The sequence below is a fragment of the Pseudomonas sp. MPC6 genome (genome assembly GCF_006094435.1).
In the GTDB taxonomy this organism is placed as follows: Bacteria; Pseudomonadota; Gammaproteobacteria; order Pseudomonadales; family Pseudomonadaceae; genus Aquipseudomonas.
The window spans coordinates 357,208-379,283 of sequence record NZ_CP034783.1; the positions used below are offsets into that span (position 1 = coordinate 357,208).

Here is a 22,076-nt window from a genome sequence, read left to right on the forward strand (position 1 = left end):
CCGGAAGATCAAAAGATCGCAGCCTGCGGCAGCTCCTACAGGGAAATGCATGTCAGCGTAGGCGAGGGCTGAACCCTGCTCTAAGCTCATAGTCGTATCGAACTGGCACGCCCGTACAACGCAAAGGAGTCTGCATGGCTGGTCCCGGATTGAAAACAGTGCTTGGCCTGAGTTTCCTGGCTTTGCTAACCGCCTGCGGCGAGAAGCCCCAGGTCGAAAAGGAGCGTCCGCGGGTGTTCGTGCAAGAGGTCAAGTCGGCTGACTACGCGGCCTCGGTGACCCTCACCGGTGATGTCCAGGCGCGGGTGCAGACCGAGCTGTCCTTCCGCGTCGCCGGCAAGATCATCCAGCGCACGGTCGATGTCGGTGACCGGGTGTCGGCCAGGCAAGTGCTCGCCAGGCTCGATCCCAAGGACCTGCAAACCAGCGTCGATTCGGCCCAGGCGCAGGTAGTTGCCGAACAGGCGCGGGTCAAACAGACCGCCGCCGCGTTCGTGCGCCAGCAAAAACTCCTGCCCAAGGGCTACACCAGCCAAAGCGAATACGATTCCGCCCAGGCCGCCTTGCGCAGCAGTCAAAGCGCCCTGGCGGCCGCCCAGGCACAATTGGCCAATGCCCGCGAACAACTGAGCTACACCGCGTTGATTGCCGACGCGCCGGGGGTGATTACCGCTCGCCAGGCCGAAGTCGGCCAAGTGGTGCAGGCTACGGTGCCGATTTTCAGCCTGGCCCGGGACGGTGAGCGCGACGCGGTATTCAACGTCTACGAGTCGCTGTTGGCCGAACCGCCGTCGGATAAATCGGTGGTGGTCAGCCTGCTCGAAAACCCGGCGATCAACACCACCGGCACCGTGCGTGAAATCACCCCGGCAGTGTCCGCGCAGACCGGTACGGTGCAGGTCAAGGTCAGTCTCAATGGCCTGCCGCAAGGTATGCAGCTCGGCTCGGTCGTGAGCGCCACGGCCAAGACGCCGGGCAAATCCGCCGTGGAGTTGCCTTGGTCGGCACTGACCAAGAACCTCAGCGAGCCCGCCGTGTGGCTGGTGGATGACCAAGGCAAGGCGCAGCTGCACACCGTCACTGTCGGCCGTTACCTCACCGGCCATGTCGTCATCAGCGCGGGTCTCAAGGGTGGCGAAAAAGTCGTCATCGCTGGCGGCCAGCTGCTGCATCCCGGCGTGAAGGTGGAGATTGCCGAAAACACTTATAAGGACTTAGGCGCGGGAGCCCAGCCATGAAGCGTCTGATGCTGGTGCTCTGCGCTGGAATGCTGGTGGCCTGTTCGAAACAAGAACCGCCACCGGAGCCGGTACGCCCGGTGCTGTCGATCAAGGTCCAGGCGCTGGATGAGGAAAATCTCGGCCGCTTCGCCGGCAGCATCCAGGCCCGTTACGAAAGTAATATCGGTTTCCGCGTGCCGGGTCGCATCGCCAGCCGCAACGTCGATGTCGGCGCCGAAGTCGAGAAGGGCGCCTTGCTCGCCACGCTTGACCCCACGGACCAGCAAAACCAGCTGCGCTCGGCCCAGGGCGATCTGGCGCGCGTCCAGGCGCAGTTGATCAATGCCCAGGCCAACGCCCGCCGCCAGCAGGAACTGTTCGATCGCGGGGTCGGTGCGCAGGCCCAGCTGGACATTGCGCAGACCGACCTCAAAACCACTCAGGCCTCCCTCGACCAGGCCAGGGCGGCGGTCGATCAGGCCAAGGATCAACTCGGCTACGTCCAACTGCGCACCGACCACAAAGCCATCGTCACGGCATGGAACGCCGAAGCCGGGCAAGTGGTGACCGCCGGCCAGCAAGTGGTGACCCTGGCGCAGCCGGATATCAAGGAAGCCGTGATCGACCTGCCCGACACCCTGGTGGACCAATTGCCGGCGGACGTGGTGTTTCAGGTCGCCGCGCAACTGGACCCGAACATCACCACCACCGCCGTCGTTCGCGAAATCGAACCCCAGGCGCAAAGTGCGACCCGTACCCGTCGCGCCCGCCTGAGCCTGACGGACACGCCACCGGGTTTTCGCCTCGGTACGGCCATCAGCGTGACCCTCAGCTCTGCGATCAAACCGCGCATCGAGCTCCCGCTGAGCGTGCTGCAAGAGGTGGATGGCAAATCGCGGATCTGGGTCGTCGATCCACAGACGCACACCGTTTCCCCGCGGGACGTCAGCCTCGTCAGCCGAACTGACAGCACCGTGGTCCTGACCAACAGCGTGAAGTCCGGCGAGCGGGTCGTCAGTGCGGGAGTGAACAGCCTCAAACCGGGGCAGAAAGTGAAAATCGACGAGGACAGCCCACAATGAAAGGGAGTTTCAATTTATCCGAATGGGCCCTCAAGCATCAGTCGTTCGTCTGGTATTTGATGTTCGTCGCGCTGCTGATGGGCGTGTTCTCGTACATGAACCTCGGTCGCGAAGAAGACCCGTCCTTTACCATCAAGACCATGGTGATCCAGACGCGTTGGCCGGGTGCGACCCAGGAAGAAACCCTCAAGCAGGTCACGGACCGCATCGAGAAAAAACTCGAGGAACTCGACTCGCTCGATTACGTGAAAAGCTACACCCGGCCCGGCGAATCAACGGTCTTCGTGTACCTGCGCGACACCACCAGTGCCAAGGATATTCCGCAAATCTGGTACCAGGTGCGCAAGAAGATCGACGACATTCGCGGCCAGTTCCCCAAGGGCCTGCAAGGGCCGGGGTTCAACGACGAATTCGGTGATGTGTTCGGCTCGGTCTACGCCTTTACTGCCGACGGCTTGTCGATGCGCCAGTTGCGCGATTACGTCGAACAGGTCCGCGCCCAGATCCGCGAAGTGCCGGGGCTGGGCAAGGTCGAGATGATCGGTGAGCAGGATGAAGTGCTCTATCTGAATTTCTCCACCCGCAAACTGGCGGCGCTGGGCATCGATCAGCGCCAGGTGGTGCAAAGCCTGCAATCGCAAAACGCGGTGACCCCGGCCGGTGTGATCGAGGCCGGGCCGGAGCGGATCTCCGTGCGCACGTCCGGTCAGTTCGAGTCCGAGAAAGACCTGGCCAACGTCAATTTAAGGCTCAACGATCGTTTCTATCGTCTGGCCGACATCGCTGACATCAGCCGTGGCTATGTCGACCCGGCCACGCCGCAATTTCGCTTCAATGGTCAACCCGCCATCGGCCTGGCCATCGCCATGAAGAAAGGCGGCAACATTCAGGCGTTCGGCAAGGCCCTGCACCAGCGCATGAATGACCTGACCGCCGACCTGCCGGTGGGCGTTGGCGTGCACACCGTTTCCGACCAGGCAGAGGTGGTGGAAAAAGCGGTCGGCGGCTTCACCAGCGCCTTGTTCGAGGCGGTGGTCATCGTGTTGCTCGTCAGTTTCGTCAGCCTCGGAGTACGTGCCGGGCTGGTGGTGGCGTGCTCGATTCCGCTGGTGTTGGCGATGGTCTTCATCTTCATGGAATACAGCGGCATCACCATGCAGCGGATTTCCCTCGGCGCGCTGATCATCGCCCTCGGCCTGCTGGTGGACGACGCCATGATCACGGTGGAGATGATGGTCACCCGGCTGGAGATGGGCGAAACCAAGGAGCAGGCGGCCACATTCGCCTACACCTCGACCGCGTTCCCGATGCTCACCGGTACCTTGGTGACAGTGGCCGGCTTTGTGCCTATTGGCCTGAACGCCAGTTCGGCGGGCGAGTACACCTTCACCCTGTTTGCGGTGATCGCCGTGGCGATGCTGGTGTCATGGGTGGTCGCGGTGTTGTTTGCGCCGGTGATCGGCGTGCACATCCTCAGCGCCAGCGTGAAACCCCATGACGCGGAACCCGGTCGCATCGGCCGCGCGTTCAATTACGGCATGCTCTGGGCCATGCGCAACCGCTGGTGGGCCATCGGCATCACCCTTGCACTGTTCGCGGCGTCGGTGTTTTCCATGCAGTTTGTGCAGAACCAGTTCTTCCCGTCCTCCGACAGGCCGGAAATCCTGGTGGACCTCAACCTGCCGCAAAACGCGTCGATCGCCGAGACCCGCAAGGCGGTGGACAAGCTCGAAGCGACGCTCAAGGACGATCCGGACATCGTGCGCTGGAGCACCTACATCGGTGAAGGTGCGATCCGTTTCTACCTGCCGCTGGACCAGCAGTTGCAGAACCCGTACTACGCGCAGTTGGTCATCGTCAGCAAAGGCCTGGAGTCGCGCACGGCCTTGAGCCAGCGCTTGCGTGAACGGCTGCGCAAAGACTTCGTCGGCATCGGCAGCTACGTCCAGGCCCTGGAAATGGGCCCGCCGGTGGGGCGGCCGATTCAGTACCGGGTCAGCGGCAAGGACATCGATCAGGTGCGCAAGCACGCGATCGCCCTGGCCACCGAACTGGATAAAAACTCGCACATCGGCGAAATCATTTTCGACTGGAACGAGCCGGGCAAAGTCCTGCGCATCGACATCGCCCAGGACAAGGCGCGGCAACTGGGCCTGTCGTCGGAAGACGTGGCCAACCTGATGAACAGCATCGTGGTCGGCGCGCCCGTGACCCAGGTCGATGACGATATCTACCTGATCAATGTCGTGGGTCGCGCAATCGATGCGGAACGCGGTACGCCGGAAACCCTGCAGAATCTGCAGATCGTCTCACCGGGCGGCACCTCTATTCCGCTGCTGGCGTTCGCCACCGTGCGTTATGAGCTTGAACAACCGCTGGTGTGGCGCCGCGACCGCAAGCCGACCATCACCATCAAGGCCGCGGTGCGTGACGAGATCCAGCCGACCGATCTGGTGAAACAGCTGAAACCGGACATCGAAAAATTCGCCACCACGTTGCCGGCGGGCTACAAGGTCGCTACCGGCGGTACGGTCGAGGAAAGCGGCAAGGCGCAGGGGCCGATCGCCAAGGTGGTGCCGCTGATGCTGTTCTTGATGGCGACCTTCCTGATGATCCAGTTGCACAGCGTGCAGAAGCTGTTCCTGGTGGCCAGCGTCGCACCGCTGGGCTTGATCGGCGTGGTGCTGGCGCTGATCCCGACCGGCACGCCCATGGGCTTCGTGGCGATCCTCGGCATCCTGGCGCTGATCGGCATCATCATCCGCAACTCGGTGATCCTGGTGACCCAGATCGAGTCGTTCGAGAAGGACGGCTACGCACCGTGGGATGCGGTGCTGCAAGCGACCGAGCATCGGCGTCGACCGATTCTGCTGACGGCGGCAGCGGCGAGCCTGGGGATGATCCCGATCGCCCGGGAAGTGTTCTGGGGGCCGATGGCTTACGCGATGATTGGCGGGATCATCATCGCCACCTTGCTGACGCTGCTGTTTTTGCCGGCGCTGTATGTGGCCTGGTACAAGATTCGCGAGCCGAAGAAAAACGCTGCGTAAAGGCGAGCGCTACGCGCTCATCGCTGGCAAGCCAGCTCCTACAGTTGACCCAGTCGTTCAGACTAACCCGGTCCCCTGTAGGAGCTGGCTTGCCAGCGAAGGCGTCAGAACTGACTACACCGTCTTACGCCAAACACTGGCCAACCAAGGCTGCTGCTCCCGCGGCAACCCCGCCGGCCGGTAGTAATGCTCCAGCTCGACAAACCCCGCCTCAGTCAGCAATTGCTGCCACGCCTGAAGATCGTGATACGCCCCATAACGCGGCCCGTTCCACCCCTCCTGATTGTCCCCACGCGGATTGGAACTGAACAACACACCACCCGGTTTCAACGCCCCACGCAGTTCCTTCAACACTCGTGGCAACTCCTGCCGCGGAATGTGGAACAGCACTGCATTGGCAAAAATCCCGTCGAAACGTTCAGCCGGCAAATCGAGTTTCAGAAAGTCCTGCTGCCAGACCTCGCAACCGCTGTCCTCGCGCGCCATCTGCGCAAGCTTCTCCGATCCATCGAGCCCGACAGCGGTATGGCCCATGCGCGTGAACGTCTGCAAATCACGCCCGGGCCCACAGCCAAAGTCAAGAATGTCGAACGGCGCCTCACCCTGAATATGCCGCATCAGGGCATCGATGTTCTGGCTGACATCGTGATCGCGGGTGCCCTCGCGAAACCCTTCGGCCACCGAATTGTAATGGCCCAGGGTGGTGGAAGTAATCTGCTCGAGGTCGGAGGGAGTCTGTTTCATGGTCGGCTGCGCAGGCAATGTGGATACGCCGAATATACGCCATCAGGCCTGGGCCTGCTGCGCAGCCATTCCCTGTAGGAGCGAGCTTGCTCGCGATGGCGATATCACTGGCGCCTAATGGATTGGATCAGACTTGGCTTTCTTCATCCCCAGACAATCAATCAACCGATCAACCATCGCCTTGGCGAACTCCAGCGAATGCCCGATGGAGAAATCGATCGGAGCTGCCGCAGGCTGGGGTCTTTTGATCTTTGCTTAACGCTTGTTCAAACCTCGCGCCAATCTATCGCCCCCCAATTGAATGAATGCCACCAACACCACCAGCAACACAATCACCGTCAACATGATCTGGCTGTCAAATCGCTGATAGCCATACCGATAGGCAATGTCGCCCAACCCACCGGCCCCAATCGCCCCGGCCATGGCCGAGGAGTTGATCATGGTCACCAAGGTAATCGTGAACCCCCCGACAATCCCCGGCAACGCTTCAGGCAACAGCACATGCCAGACGATATGCCAACGCCGGCACCCCATCGCCTGCGCTGCTTCGATCAGCCCGTGGTCGACTTCGCGCAAGCTGACTTCGGCAATACGTGCAAAGAACGGCGTGGCGGCAATGGTCAGCGGCACGACAGCGGCCCAGACACCGTAAGTGGTGCCGACAATCAGCCGGGTAAACGGAATCAGCGCCACCATCAAAATCAAAAACGGAATCGAGCGAAACAGGTTCACGAACGCGCCTAATGCGCGATTCAGCGCCGGTGCTTCGTAGATGCCACCTTTGGAACTCGTCACCAGGATCACAGCCAAGGGAATACCCGCCAGCAGCGCAATCAACGAAGACACACCGACCATCAGGAAGGTGTCGATGAAACCTTGCAGCAAGCGATCAAACCACATAACCCAACACCTCCACCTGTTGCGCCCAATGGCCCGCGCGCTGACGTAATTCTTCGGCACTGAGGGACGAACCGGTTACCGCCAGCAGCAATTGCCCGAGGGCATGGCCCTGAATCCGTTCGATGCCACCTTGCAGCAAGCGCACGCGACCACCGAGGGCGCTGAACAGTGCGGCCACGTCTGGTTCTTCATGCGCTGCTCCGGTGAATTGCAGTCGCAGCACCACGGCGTCCTCGGCGGACGTGGGCTGCGAGCGCAACCGGCTGTGCAATTCTTCCGGCAGTGCGTGTTGCAACGGCGCCAGCAACGTCTTGCTGACCTCATGCTGCGGGTTGCCGAACACTTCCCATACCGGCCCTTGCTCGACGATTCGTCCATGCTCCAGCACCACGACCCGGTCGCAGATATCGCGAATCACCGCCATCTCATGGGTGATCAGCACAATGGTCAGGCCCAAGCGTTGATTGATCTCGCGCAGCAGGCCGAGGATCGATTGCGTGGTCTCCGGATCCAGCGCTGAAGTCGCTTCGTCGCACAGCAAAATCGCCGGATCGTGGACCAGCGCCCGGGCGATGCCGACACGCTGTTTCTGCCCGCCTGACAGCTGCGCCGGATAAGCTTTGTGCTTTTCCTGCAGGCCTACCAGGTCCAGTAATTCACGGACTTTCTGCTCGCGTTTTTCTTTGGGTACCCCTGCCACTTTCAGCGGTAATTCGACGTTCTGCCAGACGGTCTTGGCCGACATCAGGTTGAAGTGCTGGAAGATCATGCCGATCCGTCGACGCAACGCCACCAGGCGGTCTTCATCGAACTCGCCAATATCGACTTGATCGATCAGCACCCGCCCGGTGCTCGGTTGTTCGAGGCGGTTGATGGTGCGGATCAGCGACGACTTGCCGGCGCCGCTGCGACCGATGATGCCGAACACTTCACCGCGCTGGATCGCCAGGTCGATGCCGTGCAATGCCGCCACAGGACCTTGCTGGCCGTTGTAGGTTTTGCCCAGGCCGATGAAGCGCACGTGGGCGCGATTAAGGTCCGGGTGCAGTTCGGTCTGTTCGACATGCTCCGGGATTGGGCGGGGCTCTGGAATCTCCAGTCGCCGTTGGATCGCGGCCGTCATGTTCAGCTTTCCCAACCGGCTTGGTAGAGCTTGCCATGGGCTTTATCCAAGGCTGCGCGAACGGCGGGTGAGTGCTGATAGATATCGACGAACTTGATCAGGCGCGGGTCGGTTTTGCTTGTCGGCTGGATCACGAACTGAATCACGTATTCCTTGTGATCGAGGCCGTCGAACAGCAGGGCAGAGCCGGCATCGAAGGTCTTCGACAGGCGGATGTAGGCCGGGTAGCCCTGGACCAGGTCGGCGTCATCGTAGGCGCGCACCAGTTGCACGGCTTCGACCTGAAGGATTTTTATTTTCTTCGGATTGGCGACGATGTCTTCTTCGGTGGCCTTGTAGCCGACCCCCGGTTTGAGTGTGATCAAGCCAGCCTTGGCCAGCAGTTGCAGGCCACGCCCGCTGTTGATCGGGTCGTTGGCGATGGCCACGCTGGCGCCTTCGGGCAGCCCGTCGAAGCTTTTGTATTTTTTCGAGTAGAGGCCGACGTTGTTGATGATCCCCGGGGCGAAGGGCACCAGGTCAAAACCGGCGGCGGCCTTGGCGTTTTCCAGGAACGGGATGTGCTGGAAGTAGTTCACGTCGATGTCGCCGGCGGCGAGGCTGACGTTGGGGGCGATCCAGTCGCTGAATTCCACCAGGTCGACTTGCAGGCCTTGTTTCTTGGCTTCTTCGACGGCGGCTTCGAGGGGGATGGCGAAGGCGGCGGTGGTGCCGACTTTCAGCGGCGCGTCGGCGGCGAAGAGGGTGGAGCTGAAGAGGCCTAGGGCCAGGGCCAGTGCTTTGACTGGGTGGGAGAGGTAGGTCTTGGTCATGGTGGGGTTTCCAGTCAGTGCATAAATTTTGGGTGTTTGGGCGGGCCTCTTCGCTGGCAAGCCAGCGCCTACAGGGGATCTATAGCGTTCGCAGACCCTGTGTAGGAGCTGGCTTGCCAGCGAAGCTTTTAGCGGCGGTGCGTTGAACCGGTATGTTGCACAGGCAGATGCGCCCCTTCGTGAAACAGCTTTTCGCGCAAAGAGCCATTGTCGTAAGCCGTCTTGTACGACCCTCGACGCTGCAACTCCGGAACCACCAGCTCAATGAAATCCACGTAGCTTTCCGGGGTGACAATCCGCGTCAGGTTGAAGCCATCGAGCCCGGTTTCGGCGATCCACGATTCCAGCTCATCGGCCACTTGCCCAGGCGAACCCACCACCGTGATGTAGCGCCCGCCGAGGGCGTGTTGTTCGAGCAACTTGCGTCGGGTCCAGTCGTTGTTTTGCAGGTTTTTGGTGGCGGACTGGATGGCGTTGCTTTTGACGTACTGGATCGGCTCATCGATCGCGTACTGGGAAAAATCAATCCCGGTGGACGCCGAGAAATGTGCCACCCCGGCCTCGGCACTGGCGTAGCTCAGGTACTCGGCATGCTTGGCCCAGGCTTGCTCTTCAGTGGCGCCGACAATCACATTCAGCCCCATGAACACCTTGATGTCCCCGGGGTTGCGTCCGGCCTCGACCGCGCTGGCGCGAACCTTGTCCACCTGGGTCTTGGTCGACGGTTTGTTCTGGCCGCTGATGAACACGCACTCGGCATGGCGCCCGGCGAACTGCAAACCGCGATCGGAACTGCCCGCCTGGAACAGCACCGGCGTGCGTTGCGGCGAGGGCTCGCAGAGGTGATAACCCTCGACCTGATAGAACTCGCCCTTGTGCTCGACCTTGTGCACTTTCTCCGGTTGGGCGTAGATCCGTTGCTTTGGATCGTTGAGCACCGCGCCGTCTTCCCAGCTGCCTTCCCAGAGTTTGTAGAGCACTTGCAGGTATTCGTCGGCCTGGTCGTAGCGGCGGTCGTGCTCGACCTGTTCGCTCAGGCCCATGGCCTTGGCGGCGCTGTCGAGGTAGCCGGTGACGATGTTCCAGCCGACCCGACCGCGGCTCAGGTGATCGAGGGTCGACATCCGCCGGGCGAACAGGTACGGCGCTTCGTAGGTCAGGTTGGCGGTCAGGCCGAAGCCGAGGTTTTTGGTGACGGCGGCCATGGCCGAGACCAGGAGCAGCGGATCGTTGACCGGCAACTGAATCGACTCTTGCAACGGCACGTCCACCGAGTGCTGGTAGACGTCGTACACCCCGACGATGTCGGCGATGAACAGCCCGTCGAACAGCCCGCGCTCCAACAGTTGTGCCAGTTCGGTCCAGTATTCGATGGTTTTGTACTGGGTGGAGTTGTCCCGTGGATGCGTCCACAGGCCATGGTTGATGTGCCCGATGCAATTCATGTTGAAGGCGTTGAGCAGGATCTTTTTTTTGCTTGTTTGAGGGGGGACCATTAGAGGGTCCCCCGCAACGGCGGGTTTTCATCGTTGAGGTAGTAGTTGCCGACGGCGTGATACTTCCAGCGCACCGGGTCGTGCAGGGTATGCACCCGAGCGTTGCGCCAGTGGCGATCCAGGCCGTGTTCGGCCAGCGTGGCCTGACTGCCGGCCAATTCGAACAGCGTGCTGCCGGCGGCAAGAGAAATTTCGGTACTGATGGCCCGGGCTTCGGCGACGGCAATCGACGCGGCGGCGACGGTCTGTGCGTCAGTCTGGGCCTGGGCCTTGTCGAGGAATTCGCCGGCGCGTTCCAGCAGCGCTTCGGTGGCGTGCAGGCGAATGCTCAAGTGACCGAAGCTCTTGAGGGTCAGGGGGTCTTCGGTGGCGTTGTCGTTGCCGGCATCGATCCACGGCCGGGTCCTGGTGCGCACGAAGTGCAACGCATCTTCATAGGCGGCGCGGGCGATGCCGGTGTCGATGGCGGCGTGAAGAATCTGCGCCAGCGGGCCGACGGTGGTCGGACGCTCGAAAGCGCTCTGGAACGGGATCACGTCTTCGGCGGCGACAAAGACGTCTTCAAAGACCACCGAACCGCTGCCGGTGGTGCGCTGGCCGAAACCGCTCCAGTCGTCGATGACCGTCAGGCCTTTGCTGTTGCGGGGCACGAAAGCCAGTTGCTGCACGCCGTGTTCATCCACCACCGAGGTCGGGATACGTTGGGCGTAAATGGCGCCGGTGGCGTAGAACTTGCGGCCGTTGATGCGGTAACCCTCACCGTCGCGAGTGAGGCGGGTAACGCGGTCGTGGGCGGTTTTGGTGCCGAGTTCGGCCAGGGCATTGCCGAAGCGTTGACCGGCCAATACTTCTGCGTACAGACGTTTTTTCTGCTCGGCGCTGCCATTCACGCGCAGCACTTCGAGGGCATAGAAATGGTTCTGCGGAATTTGTCCAAGAGAACCGTCGGCCTGCGCAATCAGCGCGATCACCTTGGCCAGCGTGACATTGGAAACGCCGGCACCGCCGTATTCCTTGGGCACGCTGATGCCCCACAGGCCCGAGCAGGAAAACACTTCCAGTTCCGGGTGTGGCAAACGCCGTTCGCGGTCGCGCAGGGCGCTGTCGCGTTTGAAATCTTCGGCCAGGTCACTGGCGACAATCAGGGCTTGCTCATCGCTGGTTATGACCGCGACGTGGTGAGAAAAAGTCATGTGTTTCTCCAGAGATCTGGTCAAAAGGGTTCTGGTCTTCAAATCCAGGAGTGGCGCGCGGGTAAAGTGCCGTTCAAGTGGTAAGTGCCGACGGCGTGATATTTCCAGCGCACCGGGTCGTGCAGGGTGTGCACGCGAGCATTGCGCCAGTGGCGGTCGAGGTTGAATTCGGCGAGGGTGGCGCGGCTGCCGGCCAGTTCGAAGAGTTTTTCGCTGGCCAGCAGCGAGATCTCGGTGGTCAGCACCTTGGCTTCGGCCACGGCTATCGAGGCGCGGGCGGCGGATTCGGCAGTGAGCGGTGCGGCGTTGACCTGATCGAGCACTTGCCCGGCCTTGCGCAGCAGCGCTTCGGCGGCGTGCAGTTCGATTTTCAGTTTGCCGATGTCGGCGATCACGTAGAGGTCATCGCTGGCCCTGTCGACATTGGCATCGATCCAGGGCCGGGCGCGGGTTTTCACGAATTCGATGGCGTCGTCGATAGCGCCCCGGGCGATACCGGCATCGATGGCCGCTTGGATCAATTGCGAGACTGCGCCCTGGATGTTCGGTTTGTCGTTGATCTTCCAGGTCTCTACCACCAGTTCGGCGTCGACCCGCACGTTGTTGAGCAAAATCGTGCCGCTGGCGGTGGTGCGCTGACCGAAACCGGACCAGTCATCGACGATGCGCAAACCGGGTGTGCCACGGCGGACGAAGGCCAGCACTTGCCTGCCATTGTCGTTCAGCGCCTTGACCGCGACCCAGTGGGCGAACAGGGCGCCGGTTGAATAAAACTTCTGGCCGTTGATGACGAAGCCATCGCCGTCGGCGGTGATCCGCGCTTTGAGTTCCAGGGTGTTTTTGGTGCCGCGTTCCGGTCCGGCATTCCCGACCCGCCAGCCTTCGAGCACGCTTTTGAACAGCTGCTTTTTCTGTGATTCGGTGGCGCTGCCAAGCACCAGGTTGAGGATGCCGAACTGGTTCTGCGGGATTTGCCCGAGTGCCGGATCCGCCGCGGAAATGATCGCGAACACATCGGCGACTGTCACGAACGAAACCTGCGGGCCACCGTACTCGCGAGGGATGGCAATGCTGCCCAGGCCGCTGCGGGTGAACTGTTCGATTTCCGACCACGGCAGCTTGCGCTGCTGGTCACGCCTGGCTGCCTGCAGGCGGGCGACCTGCGCCAGTTCATGGGCGGCCTTGATGGCTTGTGCATCGTTGCGCAAAACCTGCGCGGGCAACAACAGGGGGGCGATATCCAGATCACTCTGGAGGGTTGCTTCTGCCAGACTGGACATCAGTGCCGCTCCTTGGCTGCACGCAATGCCCTGGCGATCTGCACTGGGGTGATTGTGTTCCGGATCATACCTACCTCACATCTCATGGAACGCCGCGATGGTTGCGACGAAGTAAAAACAAGAATGTCCGGTGGTCCGGTGCATATACCCTAAGCGTGTATAAAAATAAAATAAACTAACTTTTAGGAATATAGATAGAAGAGCTATTACATATCCCTGTTGGAGCGAGCTTGCTCGCGATGGTCGTTAACGATAACGCATGTTTACTGGCTAAACGCGGCGCTCTTGGGTCCATCGCGAGCAAGCTCGCTCCTACAGGGGATCTCAGTGTTTGCGGGCTTCGGCCACCATGAGCAGTTCCTTCGGCCGGGCCTTCAAGTACGGGTTCGCACAACCAATCTTCAACCGGCGCGGCGGTGCCCAGCGCGAGTTGTTACCGACCCGATCGAGGATGCAGTACGTCACCTCCAGCCGAAGGTCTTCCCCGGCTTCAAGAATGATTGCCGGTGGCACCCAGACCTGGATCGGCTGGCCGACGTCGCCCGCCCTGAGCCTTGGCAGGTCCATGCGCACATCGCCCCAGCGCAGGGTGATTTCGTCGTCGGCGGCCATGTTCAGGTACGGCTCGATGGTCACCGGGACGCCGCGCTTGATCTGATTCGCATTGACTCCCTGGCGGCGAATGGTCTCGGGGAGGCTCACTGGCGCCAGGCACTGGTTTTCGTCGGCGAACATTGCGGGGGGTTGGCCACCGGGGCAGTCGAGTTTGATCTGGACGCGCACGGCGGGTGACAGGGCTGCTCCTTGCCCGACTTGCATGAGCCGGTAGTGGATGCGTGAAACACCGTTGGCAATAAAGCTTTGCGGCACTCGCAGGCTGACGGTGTGGCCGACATCATGGGCACTCAGCACCCTGGAGGCCACGTAGCAGTTGTCCCAGAACAGTTCGATCAGGTCACCTTCATCCATGCCGGGATAGGGCGCCACGTCGACCAGCAGGTGAGCCGCCGAGGTGATGTTGATGCCGTTCTTGTGTGATTGCGCCAGGGACGGCACAGCCAGTTCGGGTTTGTTCGAGAGGCTTTTCATGGGTTCTCCTTGAAGTCTTGCAACGAAGTCCATTTCTGAAAATCAAAAATGCGGAGTCCGAACAGCAAAACCGTTCATTACTTGAATTGAAATAATGATTGGGCGTGGTGAAAATCAATTGTTGGGACTAGATAAGAGTGCGCTTGAATACGTGTCAATAGAGCGGTTTAGTCAAATACCCAATCCCGAGTAATTCAGAAAGTTCCTACGCGTTGAAGTTAATAAGCCACGTCAATCCGTCGAACATACCTGTCAAAGCGCCCGGTCTATTGAGGTGAGGTGGTGGCTGTACGTCTGTCAGCCCATTCGTTTTTCAGAGTATTAGAGGGGGGCAATCTGTGACAGGGCATATATTTGTATCGCGCACGCTGACAACAAATCATAGGTTGTGCGGACACATGCTATTAAGTAACGGGGGATTTTATTGAAGGGGGAAAGGACTTCCATCCATGGAAGTCGACCCGTATTGCGCGGGTGTTTCAGGAGTGAGCGTTATTCAGAAACTTGCTGAGAAACTGTTTCGTCCGTTCTTCTTTCGGATTGGCAAACAATGCCTTGGCTTCGCCTTGCTCGACGATCACCCCTTTATCGAAAAATACCACACGGTTGGCCACGTCCCGGGCGAACCCCATTTCGTGGGTGACGATGACCATGGTGCGCCTCTCTTCGGCCAGGCTGCGGATGGTCGCCAGTACTTCGCCCACCAACTCGGGGTCGAGGGCCGAGGTGGGTTCGTCGAACAGAATCACTTCCGGCTCCATCGCCAGTGCGCGGGCAATGGCCACACGCTGTTGCTGGCCACCGGACAGGCGACGCGGGTAAGCGTCTTCCTTGCCCGCCAGACCGACCCTGGCCATCAGCTTTTTACCCAGGGCGACGGCTTCGGCGTGCGGGATCTTCTTTACGATGATCGGGCCTTCGATAACGTTTTCCAGGGCGGTGCGATGAGGGAACAGGTTGAAGTTCTGGAACACGAAACCCACGTGCTGGCGCAAACGTCGCACCAGGCCTTGCTGCTGGTTCAGCGGACGGCTGCCATCGATCTCGATGTCACCGACCTTGATCCGGCCGCTGGTGGGTTCCTCCAGGAAATTCAGGCAACGCAGGAAGGTGGTTTTACCCGAGCCGCTAGGCCCGATGATCGCCACCACCTCACCTTCCTTCACTTGCAGATCGATGCCGTTGAGCACCACTTGACCCTTGAACTGCTTTGTCAGTTTTTCCACGACAATCATTGGGTCAGGACTCCTGGTCGTGCCGATTGACCCGCTCTTCCAACTTGTTCTGCAGGTGCGAGAGCACCGTGGCCAGAACCCAGTAGATCAGTGCGGCGGCAAGGTACATGGTGAACACTTCGAAGGTGCGTGCCGTGATCAGCTGCGCCTGGCGGAACAGCTCCGGCACCTGGATGGTGGCGGCCAGCGCAGTGTCCTTGACCAGCGAAATGAAGCTGTTGCCCAGCGGCGGCAATGCGGTGCGCATCGCTTGCGGGATGATGGCCCGGCGCAGGGTCTGCGCACGGGTCATGCCGATGCTGGCGGCAGCTTCCCACTGACCGCGCTCGATGGAGCTGATCGCGGAACGCAGGATTTCACAGGCGTAAGCGGCCATGTTCAGCGAGAAGCCGATCAGGGCCGCCGGCAGCGGATCGAGTTCCATGCCCAACTGCGGCAAGCCGTAATAGATCACGAACAGTTGCACCAGCAACGGCGTGCCGCGAAAGAACGACACGTAGATGCGGGCGATCCAGCTCACCAGCTTGAAGCGCGACAGTCGCATCAGTGCCAGGCCGAAGCCCAGCATGAGGCCGAAGAACATCCCGCCCAGGCTCAAGATGACCGTGTAGTAGGCCCCTTTGAGCAGGAAGGGCAAGGAGTCCAGTGCGAGTTGGAAAGCTTCTTCCATTATTGAGTGACGTCAGCGCTGAAGTACTTTTCCGAAAGCTTTTTCAGCGTACCGTCGGCCCGCAGCTTGTCGATGGCTTTGTTCACCGCCGCCAGCAACTCAGGCTCGCCTTTGCGCAGGGCAATACCGGCTTCCTGACGGGAGAACGCTTCGCCGGCGGCGACAGTGTCCTTGGCCTTCTTGGCGTATTCCAGTGCGGCGAGGCGGTCGATCAGAATGGCGTCGATGCGGCCGACGCGCAGATCCTGGAACTTGGTCGGATCATCGTCATAGGTCTTGATGATGGCTTTCGGTTGGTTCTCCTTGAGCCATTGTTCGTAGTTGGTGCCCAGGCCTACACCGACTTTCTTGCCGGCCAGATCGGCGGCGGTCTTGATGGTGTCTTTGTTCTTGGTCAGAACCAGCGCCTGAATCCCGGAAACGGTGTACGGCTCGGAGAAGTCATACTTCTTCTTGCGCTCTTCGGAAATGGTCACCTGGTTGACCACGGCGTCCAGACGCTTGGATTCCAGGGCGGCGAGAATGCCATCCCATTTGGTCGGTTGCAGTTTGACCTTCACGCCCAGCTCTTTGGCCAGGGCTTCGGAGAACTCGACTTCGAAGCCGGCCAGTTTGCCGTCGGCGTCGACGAAACTGAACGGAGGGTAAGTGCCTTCCAGACCCACGTTGATCACGCCGGCGTCCTTGATTTTCTGCAGCTGCTCCCCGGCAACCGCTTGCCCCAACAGGCCGGCGCTGAGTGCCAGGCCGAGCGAACCGACCAGCAGGTTTCGACGTAATGCGGAAAAATTCATGACAAGCCCCTGTGTTTTCTTATGAAGACGCTTTAGGAAAGTTGGCAAATTCGGGATTTGAACGACTGCGATATCCTGCCCTAAAGCAGTCTATGCGTCTTGTTTCAAATTCGCCTGCGGCGCGACTATATGATGAGGTTTTTAGATTGGAAAATAATAAATATAAATTTTATTATTCTTTTTTTAGAATATATGGCGGCTTCAGAAAGATCGCAGCCTGCGCCAGCTCCTACATGGAGCGGCGTACACCCGTAGGAGCTGCCGCAGGCTGATCATAAGCTTCGGTTACAGAAAATCCTTATAGGCAAACAACGCCGGCGCCCCACCGGTGTGCAGGAAGATAATCGGCCCCTCATCAAAACGCTGGCGCCCAATCCCATCCAACAACCCGGCCATGGCTTTACCGGTATAAACCGGGTCGAGCAGCAAACCTTCCTGGCTCGCCACCAGCTTTACCGCCGCCAGTGTCCCGGCATTCGGCTCGCCATAGCGTGGGCCGAAATATTCGTCCCACAGTTCGACTTTGAAACTCGCAGGCAAGCTCATTTCCAACAACTTCGCCGTCCGCTCGGCGAGGCCCTGGACCTTCGGTCGCTGATCTTCATCGCTGCGTGAAACCGTGACGCCAATCACCGGCAATTGCGGCAGTGCTTCGCTCAATGCCAGCGCCAGGCCACTGTGCGTGCCGGCGCTGCCCGAGGCCAGCACCACAGCGGCGAAGGTGATGCCGGTGTCCTTGATCTGCTCGGCCAGTTCCAACCCGGCGCGCACATAACCCAAGGCGCCCAATGCATTCGAGCCGCCAATCGGCACCAGATACGGCTTTTTGCCGTTGCTGCGCAGGCGTGCGGCCAACGCCTCCAACTGTTCGTCGGCGTTATCCAGGTTTTCTACCAGCTCAACCTTGGCATCGAACAGATCCAGCAACAGCCGATTGCCGTTGCCGACATAGTTGGCGTCGTCGGTGCCCAGAGGATTTTCCAGCAGTGCCACGCAGCCCAGACCCAGCCGGGCCGCAACGGCGGCGGTTTGGCGCACATGGTTGGACTGAAGCGCACCCGCGGTAATCAACGTGTCTGCGCCTTGTGCCAGGGCATCGGCCGCCAGGTATTCGAGCTTGCGCAGCTTGTTGCCACCCATGGCCAGCGGCGTCAGGTCATCGCGTTTGACGTAGAGGTCGCGGCCCAGCCAGGTCGACAGGCGTTCGAGTTTTTCCAGTGGCGTGGGGTGGCCGAGCAGATCGAGGCGGTCAAAACGGGCGAGCTGTTGTTTGATCATGGTTTCCATACTGGCGCAAGAAGGTAGGCGCGAGCTCGCTCGCGATGGTCGCTAACGATAACGCGATAAGCCTGACACCCCGCAGCGGGTTCGAGTTTTTCGCGAGCAAGCCCGCTCCTACAGGGAAAAGATCTCAGGACTATAGGCACGCCTATTTATCGGGGCAACCGCCAATCGCTTATAGCCAAAAGTGTTTGATTCAGCACAATTGGTTCTTAATCGTCGTCCAGACCTTGCGTAAAGTAATCGCCGTCAGCGCGGCCAGACAGTCCGGCCGCCCATGAGGAGTTTTTACCGTGAGCGAGCGTTCCAGCCATTGGCAATTGCAGACCATCGTCAGTCAGCTGCGTTCGGCGCGTGACGAATGGCGTGCCCAAAACGGTCGCGCCAGCGGCGAGCAGGGCGGTCGGGAGTTGCCTTCCCGAGCGGCCATGGCGGAGATCCTGGAAGCCTTGTGTGGTGCGTTGTTTCCGATGCGCCTGGGGCCGGTGGACCTGCGCGAAGAGAGCGAAGACTTCTATGTCGGCCACACGCTGGACGTGGCATTGAATGCGTTGCTGGCTCAGGCGCGACTGGAACTGCGCTACGCCGCCCGCCACGGCGCCACGGCCGAGACTGAAGTCGAAGCCAGGACCATTCAGATCATCCAGGACTTCGCCCTCGCCCTGCCGGGCTTGCGCAGTCTGTTGGACACCGACGTGCTGGCGGCCTACCACGGCGACCCGGCAGCGCGCAGCGTCGATGAAGTGTTGCTCTGCTACCCGGGCATCCTGGCGGTGATTCACCATCGCCTTGCCCATCATTTGTATCGCGCCGGGCTGCCGCTGCTCGCGCGGATCAGCGCGGAAATCGCCCACTCCGCCACCGGTATCGACATCCATCCGGGGGCGCAGATCGGTCGCAGCTTCTTCATCGATCATGGGACGGGCGTGGTGATCGGCGAGACCGCCATCATCGGCGAGCGTGTGCGGATTTATCAGGCCGTGACCCTGGGCGCCAAGCGCTTCCCGGCGGATGAGGACGGTCAGTTGCAGAAGGGGCAGCCGCGCCATCCGATTGTCGAGGATGATGTGGTGATCTATGCCGGGGCGACCATCCTGGGGCGGATCACCATTGGCAAGGGCTCGACCATTGGCGGCAACGTCTGGCTGACCCGCAGCGTGCCGGCGGGGAGCAATCTGACTCAGGCGAATTTGCAGCATGATGATGGGACGCAGAAGTAAGGGCCGACATCTTTATTGGTCATGACGCCGCCTTCGCTGGCAAGCCAGCGCCTACAGGGGTATTTGTGTTCACGGAATTTGCGTACGCCACAAAACCTGTAGGAGCTGGCTTGCCAGCGAATGGTCTCAAGCCGAACGGAGATAAAGGCATTTAGCTGATTTCCCGCTGAACGAATCCCCCCACCCCCGCGTCATACCCATCCTTGAACTAGCGTATCAACACCACCGCCGAGCCCTGCGATTAGTCCTTAGCAACCTATTTATGTTTAACTTGAACGCTCATTCAAGTTAAACCGCCGGTTTGCTGCCCGCTCACAACAGGAGGCTTGCCTTTGCCGAGTCCGTTACTGATTGCCTTGCTCCACCCCCGAGAGGTGCATCTTTCATGAGTGCATCGTCCCTTCCTCCAAGCGGCCAGGTCCGCATGAACCCGCCGGTGTTCTACTTTTCGGCGAGTTTCATTCTGCTGTTCGGCATCGTCGTGATTGCCATGCCCGAACTAGCCGGTGCCTGGTTGCTGGCGGCGCAAAACTGGGCGGCCAACACGGTCGGCTGGTACTACATGCTCGCGATGACCCTGTATCTGGTCTTCGTGGTGGTCACCGCCTTGTCCGGCTACGGCAAGATCAAGCTCGGTGCCGACCACGACGAACCCGAATTCAGTTACCTGTCCTGGGCCGGCATGTTGTTCGCTGCCGGCATCAGCATCACACTGTTTTTCTTTTGTGTGTCCGAACCGCTGACCCATTTGGCGCAACCGCCTCAGGGTGAGGCGGGTACGGCGGACGCGGCGCGTCAGGCGATGCAGATTCTGTTTCTGCACTGGGGCCTGCACGGCTGGGGCGTGTTCGCCTTCGTCGGCATGGCGCTGGCGTACTTTGCCTATCGTCACAACCTGCCGCTGGCCCTGCGCTCGGCGCTCTATCCGCTGATCGGCAAGCGCATCAACGGCCCGATCGGTTACGCGGTGGACGGCTTCGGCATCATCGCCACGGTATTCGGCCTCGGCGCCGACATGGGCTTTGGCGTATTGCACCTCAACTCGGGACTGGACTACCTGTTCGGCATCGCTCACACCCAGTGGGTTCAGGTCGGCCTGATCACGCTGATGATGGGCGCGGCGATCCTGGTGGCCGTGTCCGGCGTCGATAAAGGCGTGCGAGTGATGTCCGACATCAACATGTTGCTGGCCTGTGCGCTGCTGCTGTTCGTGTTGTTTGCCGGGCCCACCCAGCACTTGCTCAACACGCTGATCCAGAACATCGGCGACTACCTCGGCGCCTTGCCGATGAAGAGTTTCGACCTCTATGCCTACGACAAACCCAGTGACTGGCTGGGCGGCTGGACGGTGTTCTACTGGGCCTGGTGGATTGCATGGTCGCCGTTCGTGGGCCTGTTTATCGCGCGGATTTCCCGGGGCCGGACCATCCGTGAATTCGTCTTCGGCGTGCTGCTGATTCCGCTGGGTTTCACCCTGGCCTGGATGTCGATCTTCGGCAACAGCGCGATCGATCAGGTGCTCAATCACGGGATGAGCGCGTTGGGCATGTCGGCCGTCGACAATCCATCGATGACGCTCTACCTGCTGCTGGAAACCTATCCGTGGAGCAAAACCGTGATCGCGGTCACGGTGTTCATCAGCTTCGTGTTCTTCGTCACCTCGGCCGACTCCGGCACCGTGGTGCTGTCGACGCTGTCCGCCAAGGGCGGCAATCCAGATGAAGACGGGCCGAAATGGTTGCGGGTGTTCTGGGGCGCCATGACCGCACTGGTGACCAGTGCGCTGCTGTTCTCCGGCAGCATCGATGCCCTGAAGTCAGCGGTGGTGCTGACCTCGTTGCCGTTCTCGTTGATTCTGCTGTTGATGATGTGGGGGCTGCACAAGGCGTTCTATCTGGAATCGCAGAAGCAGATCGCGCAGTTGCATTCCCTGGCACCGGTCTCTGGCTCGCGCCGTGGCGGGTGGCGTCAGCGCTTGAGTCAGGCGGTGCATTTCCCGTCGCGGGATGAGGTTTACCGTTTCCTCGAGACGACGGTGCGTCCGGCGATTGAAGAAGTGACTGCGGTGTTCGTCGAGAAGGGGTTGCACGTCGTCGCCCAGCCCGATCCGGCCAACGACAGCGTCAGCCTGGAAATCGGCCATGGCGAGCAGCATCCGTTTATCTATCAGGTGCAGATGCGTGGCTACTTCACGCCGTCTTTCGCCCGTGGCGGCATGGGCTCCAAGGAGCTCAACAACCGTCGTTACTACCGGGCCGAAGTGCATTTGAGCGAAGGCAGTCAGGACTACGATCTGGTGGGTTACACCAAGGAGCAGGTCATCAACGACATCCTCGACCAGTACGAGCGGCACATGCAGTTCTTGCATTTGGTGCGTTGATTCCCCGGGCGGCGGGGCTGGATTGTTCAGGTGTCAGTGCTCAACACCATGAACAACACCAGCGCCGCCACTGGCACGCCAAACACAATGCTGCCGACCACCAGTTCCGTGGTGACGGATTGGCCGGCGGTGACCACGCCGATGGCGCCGTTGATCATCGTCAGCGCCAGCCATAGCACGATGAAGCTGTAGGTCAGCGTCTGGCGGCTGAAGCCGATTTGTTCGCCGATGAACAGCATCAGCGCCAGCAGGACCAGGCCGAAGAAGATGATGATGGTGGTGTGCATGGTGTGTCTCCTCCCTTCAGATGGGTGCTGCCTTTGAGGCCGCTTTCGCGAGCAGGCTCGCTTCCACGACGATCACCGCGATCCCTGTGGGGGCGAGCCTGCTCGCGATTGGGGTCACTGCGGTGCCAGCAAGCGCACGTCATCAATACCGCCTCCCCAACCAGCGTCTGTCCTAGAGCATAGGCGTCGCAAGGCGCGGCGTTTGCGCTCTCACCGGTTG

18 protein-coding genes are annotated in these 22,076 nt (G+C 60.5%); 5 read left to right on the forward strand and 13 right to left on the reverse strand.

The genetic code is table 11. The annotated features are described in order from the left end of the window. Nucleotides 1-134: 134 nt before the first annotated feature. Genes ELQ88_RS03600 through ELQ88_RS03610 form a run of 3 tightly spaced genes read left to right on the forward strand, consistent with a single transcriptional unit; the run spans nucleotide 135 to nucleotide 5,352 of the window. The gene (locus ELQ88_RS03600; protein ID WP_138963696.1) at nucleotides 135-1,238 is read left to right on the forward strand and encodes an efflux RND transporter periplasmic adaptor subunit; all 1,104 of its coding nucleotides are present in this window, start codon (nucleotides 135-137) and stop codon (nucleotides 1,236-1,238) included. Continuing rightward, nucleotides 1,235-2,302, forward strand: a complete 1,068-nt coding sequence (locus ELQ88_RS03605) for an efflux RND transporter periplasmic adaptor subunit (RefSeq protein ID WP_138963698.1) — start codon at nucleotides 1,235-1,237, stop codon at nucleotides 2,300-2,302. Before ELQ88_RS03600 ends, ELQ88_RS03605 begins: the two co-directional genes overlap by 4 nt. Further along, complete coding sequence (locus tag ELQ88_RS03610) at nucleotides 2,299-5,352, forward strand: efflux RND transporter permease subunit (RefSeq protein ID WP_138963700.1); 3,054 nt, start codon at nucleotides 2,299-2,301, stop codon at nucleotides 5,350-5,352. The genes ELQ88_RS03605 and ELQ88_RS03610 overlap by 4 nt, the downstream gene beginning before the upstream one ends. 114 nt (nucleotides 5,353-5,466) lie before the next feature. On the opposite strand, the gene ELQ88_RS03615 is transcribed toward ELQ88_RS03610, so the two are convergent. The 12 genes from ELQ88_RS03615 to ELQ88_RS03670 form a co-directional block, all read right to left on the reverse strand. Further along, entirely contained in the window at nucleotides 5,467-6,096 is a 630-nt protein-coding gene (locus ELQ88_RS03615; protein ID WP_138963702.1) for a class I SAM-dependent methyltransferase, read from the reverse strand. A 255-nt stretch (nucleotides 6,097-6,351) separates the two neighbouring features. Continuing rightward, entirely contained in the window at nucleotides 6,352-6,996 is a 645-nt protein-coding gene (locus ELQ88_RS03620; protein WP_128873861.1) for a methionine ABC transporter permease, read from the reverse strand. After that, nucleotides 6,986-8,119, reverse strand: a complete 1,134-nt coding sequence (locus tag ELQ88_RS03625) for an ATP-binding cassette domain-containing protein (protein WP_138963704.1) — start codon at nucleotides 8,117-8,119, stop codon at nucleotides 6,986-6,988. The genes ELQ88_RS03620 and ELQ88_RS03625 overlap by 11 nt, the downstream gene beginning before the upstream one ends. Nucleotides 8,120-8,121: 2 nt before the next feature. Further along, nucleotides 8,122-8,931 (reverse strand): MetQ/NlpA family ABC transporter substrate-binding protein, encoded by an 810-nt coding sequence (locus ELQ88_RS03630; RefSeq protein WP_138963706.1) that lies wholly within the window; start codon nucleotides 8,929-8,931, stop codon nucleotides 8,122-8,124. 128 nt (nucleotides 8,932-9,059) lie between these two features. Then, nucleotides 9,060-10,427, reverse strand: coding sequence for an LLM class flavin-dependent oxidoreductase (locus ELQ88_RS03635; protein ID WP_138963708.1), 1,368 nt, complete (start codon nucleotides 10,425-10,427; stop codon nucleotides 9,060-9,062). After that, nucleotides 10,427-11,620, reverse strand: coding sequence for an SfnB family sulfur acquisition oxidoreductase (locus ELQ88_RS03640; protein WP_138963710.1), 1,194 nt, complete (start codon nucleotides 11,618-11,620; stop codon nucleotides 10,427-10,429). Before ELQ88_RS03640 ends, ELQ88_RS03635 begins: the two co-directional genes overlap by 1 nt. Before the next feature lie 38 nt (nucleotides 11,621-11,658). Further along, a complete protein-coding gene (locus ELQ88_RS03645; RefSeq protein WP_138963712.1) occupies nucleotides 11,659-12,900 on the reverse strand; it encodes an SfnB family sulfur acquisition oxidoreductase in 1,242 nt (413 codons plus the stop codon). 324 nt (nucleotides 12,901-13,224) lie between these two features. Beyond that, entirely contained in the window at nucleotides 13,225-13,989 is a 765-nt protein-coding gene (locus tag ELQ88_RS03650; RefSeq protein WP_138963714.1) for a hypothetical protein, read from the reverse strand. 479 nt (nucleotides 13,990-14,468) lie between these two features. Beyond that, nucleotides 14,469-15,224: an L-cystine ABC transporter ATP-binding protein TcyN gene (gene tcyN / locus ELQ88_RS03655; protein WP_128873854.1), complete on the reverse strand. Its 756-nt coding sequence runs from the start codon at nucleotides 15,222-15,224 to the stop codon at nucleotides 14,469-14,471. A 4-nt stretch (nucleotides 15,225-15,228) separates the two neighbouring features. Continuing rightward, entirely contained in the window at nucleotides 15,229-15,894 is a 666-nt protein-coding gene (tcyL, locus tag ELQ88_RS03660; RefSeq protein ID WP_128873853.1) for a cystine ABC transporter permease, read from the reverse strand. After that, entirely contained in the window at nucleotides 15,894-16,688 is a 795-nt protein-coding gene (gene tcyJ / locus ELQ88_RS03665; protein WP_128873852.1) for a cystine ABC transporter substrate-binding protein, read from the reverse strand. The genes tcyL and tcyJ overlap by 1 nt, the downstream gene beginning before the upstream one ends. 285 nt (nucleotides 16,689-16,973) lie before the next feature. Beyond that, nucleotides 16,974-17,966 carry a D-cysteine desulfhydrase gene (locus ELQ88_RS03670; protein WP_128873851.1) on the reverse strand — a complete coding sequence of 331 codons (993 nt, stop codon included), beginning with the start codon at nucleotides 17,964-17,966 and terminating at the stop codon, nucleotides 16,974-16,976. Between the two features lie 296 nt (nucleotides 17,967-18,262). On the opposite strand from ELQ88_RS03670, the gene epsC reads away from it, so the two are divergent. Then, nucleotides 18,263-19,189: a serine O-acetyltransferase EpsC gene (gene epsC / locus ELQ88_RS03680; RefSeq protein ID WP_128873850.1), complete on the forward strand. Its 927-nt coding sequence runs from the start codon at nucleotides 18,263-18,265 to the stop codon at nucleotides 19,187-19,189. 424 nt (nucleotides 19,190-19,613) lie between these two features. Then, complete coding sequence (betT, locus tag ELQ88_RS03685; protein WP_178084735.1) at nucleotides 19,614-21,569, forward strand: choline transporter BetT; 1,956 nt, start codon at nucleotides 19,614-19,616, stop codon at nucleotides 21,567-21,569. 26 nt (nucleotides 21,570-21,595) lie between these two features. Here the strand turns inward: betT and ELQ88_RS03690 are convergent, their stop codons facing one another. Further along, entirely contained in the window at nucleotides 21,596-21,856 is a 261-nt protein-coding gene (locus tag ELQ88_RS03690) for a hypothetical protein (RefSeq protein ID WP_128873848.1), read from the reverse strand. Between the last annotated feature and the right edge of the window lie 220 nt (nucleotides 21,857-22,076).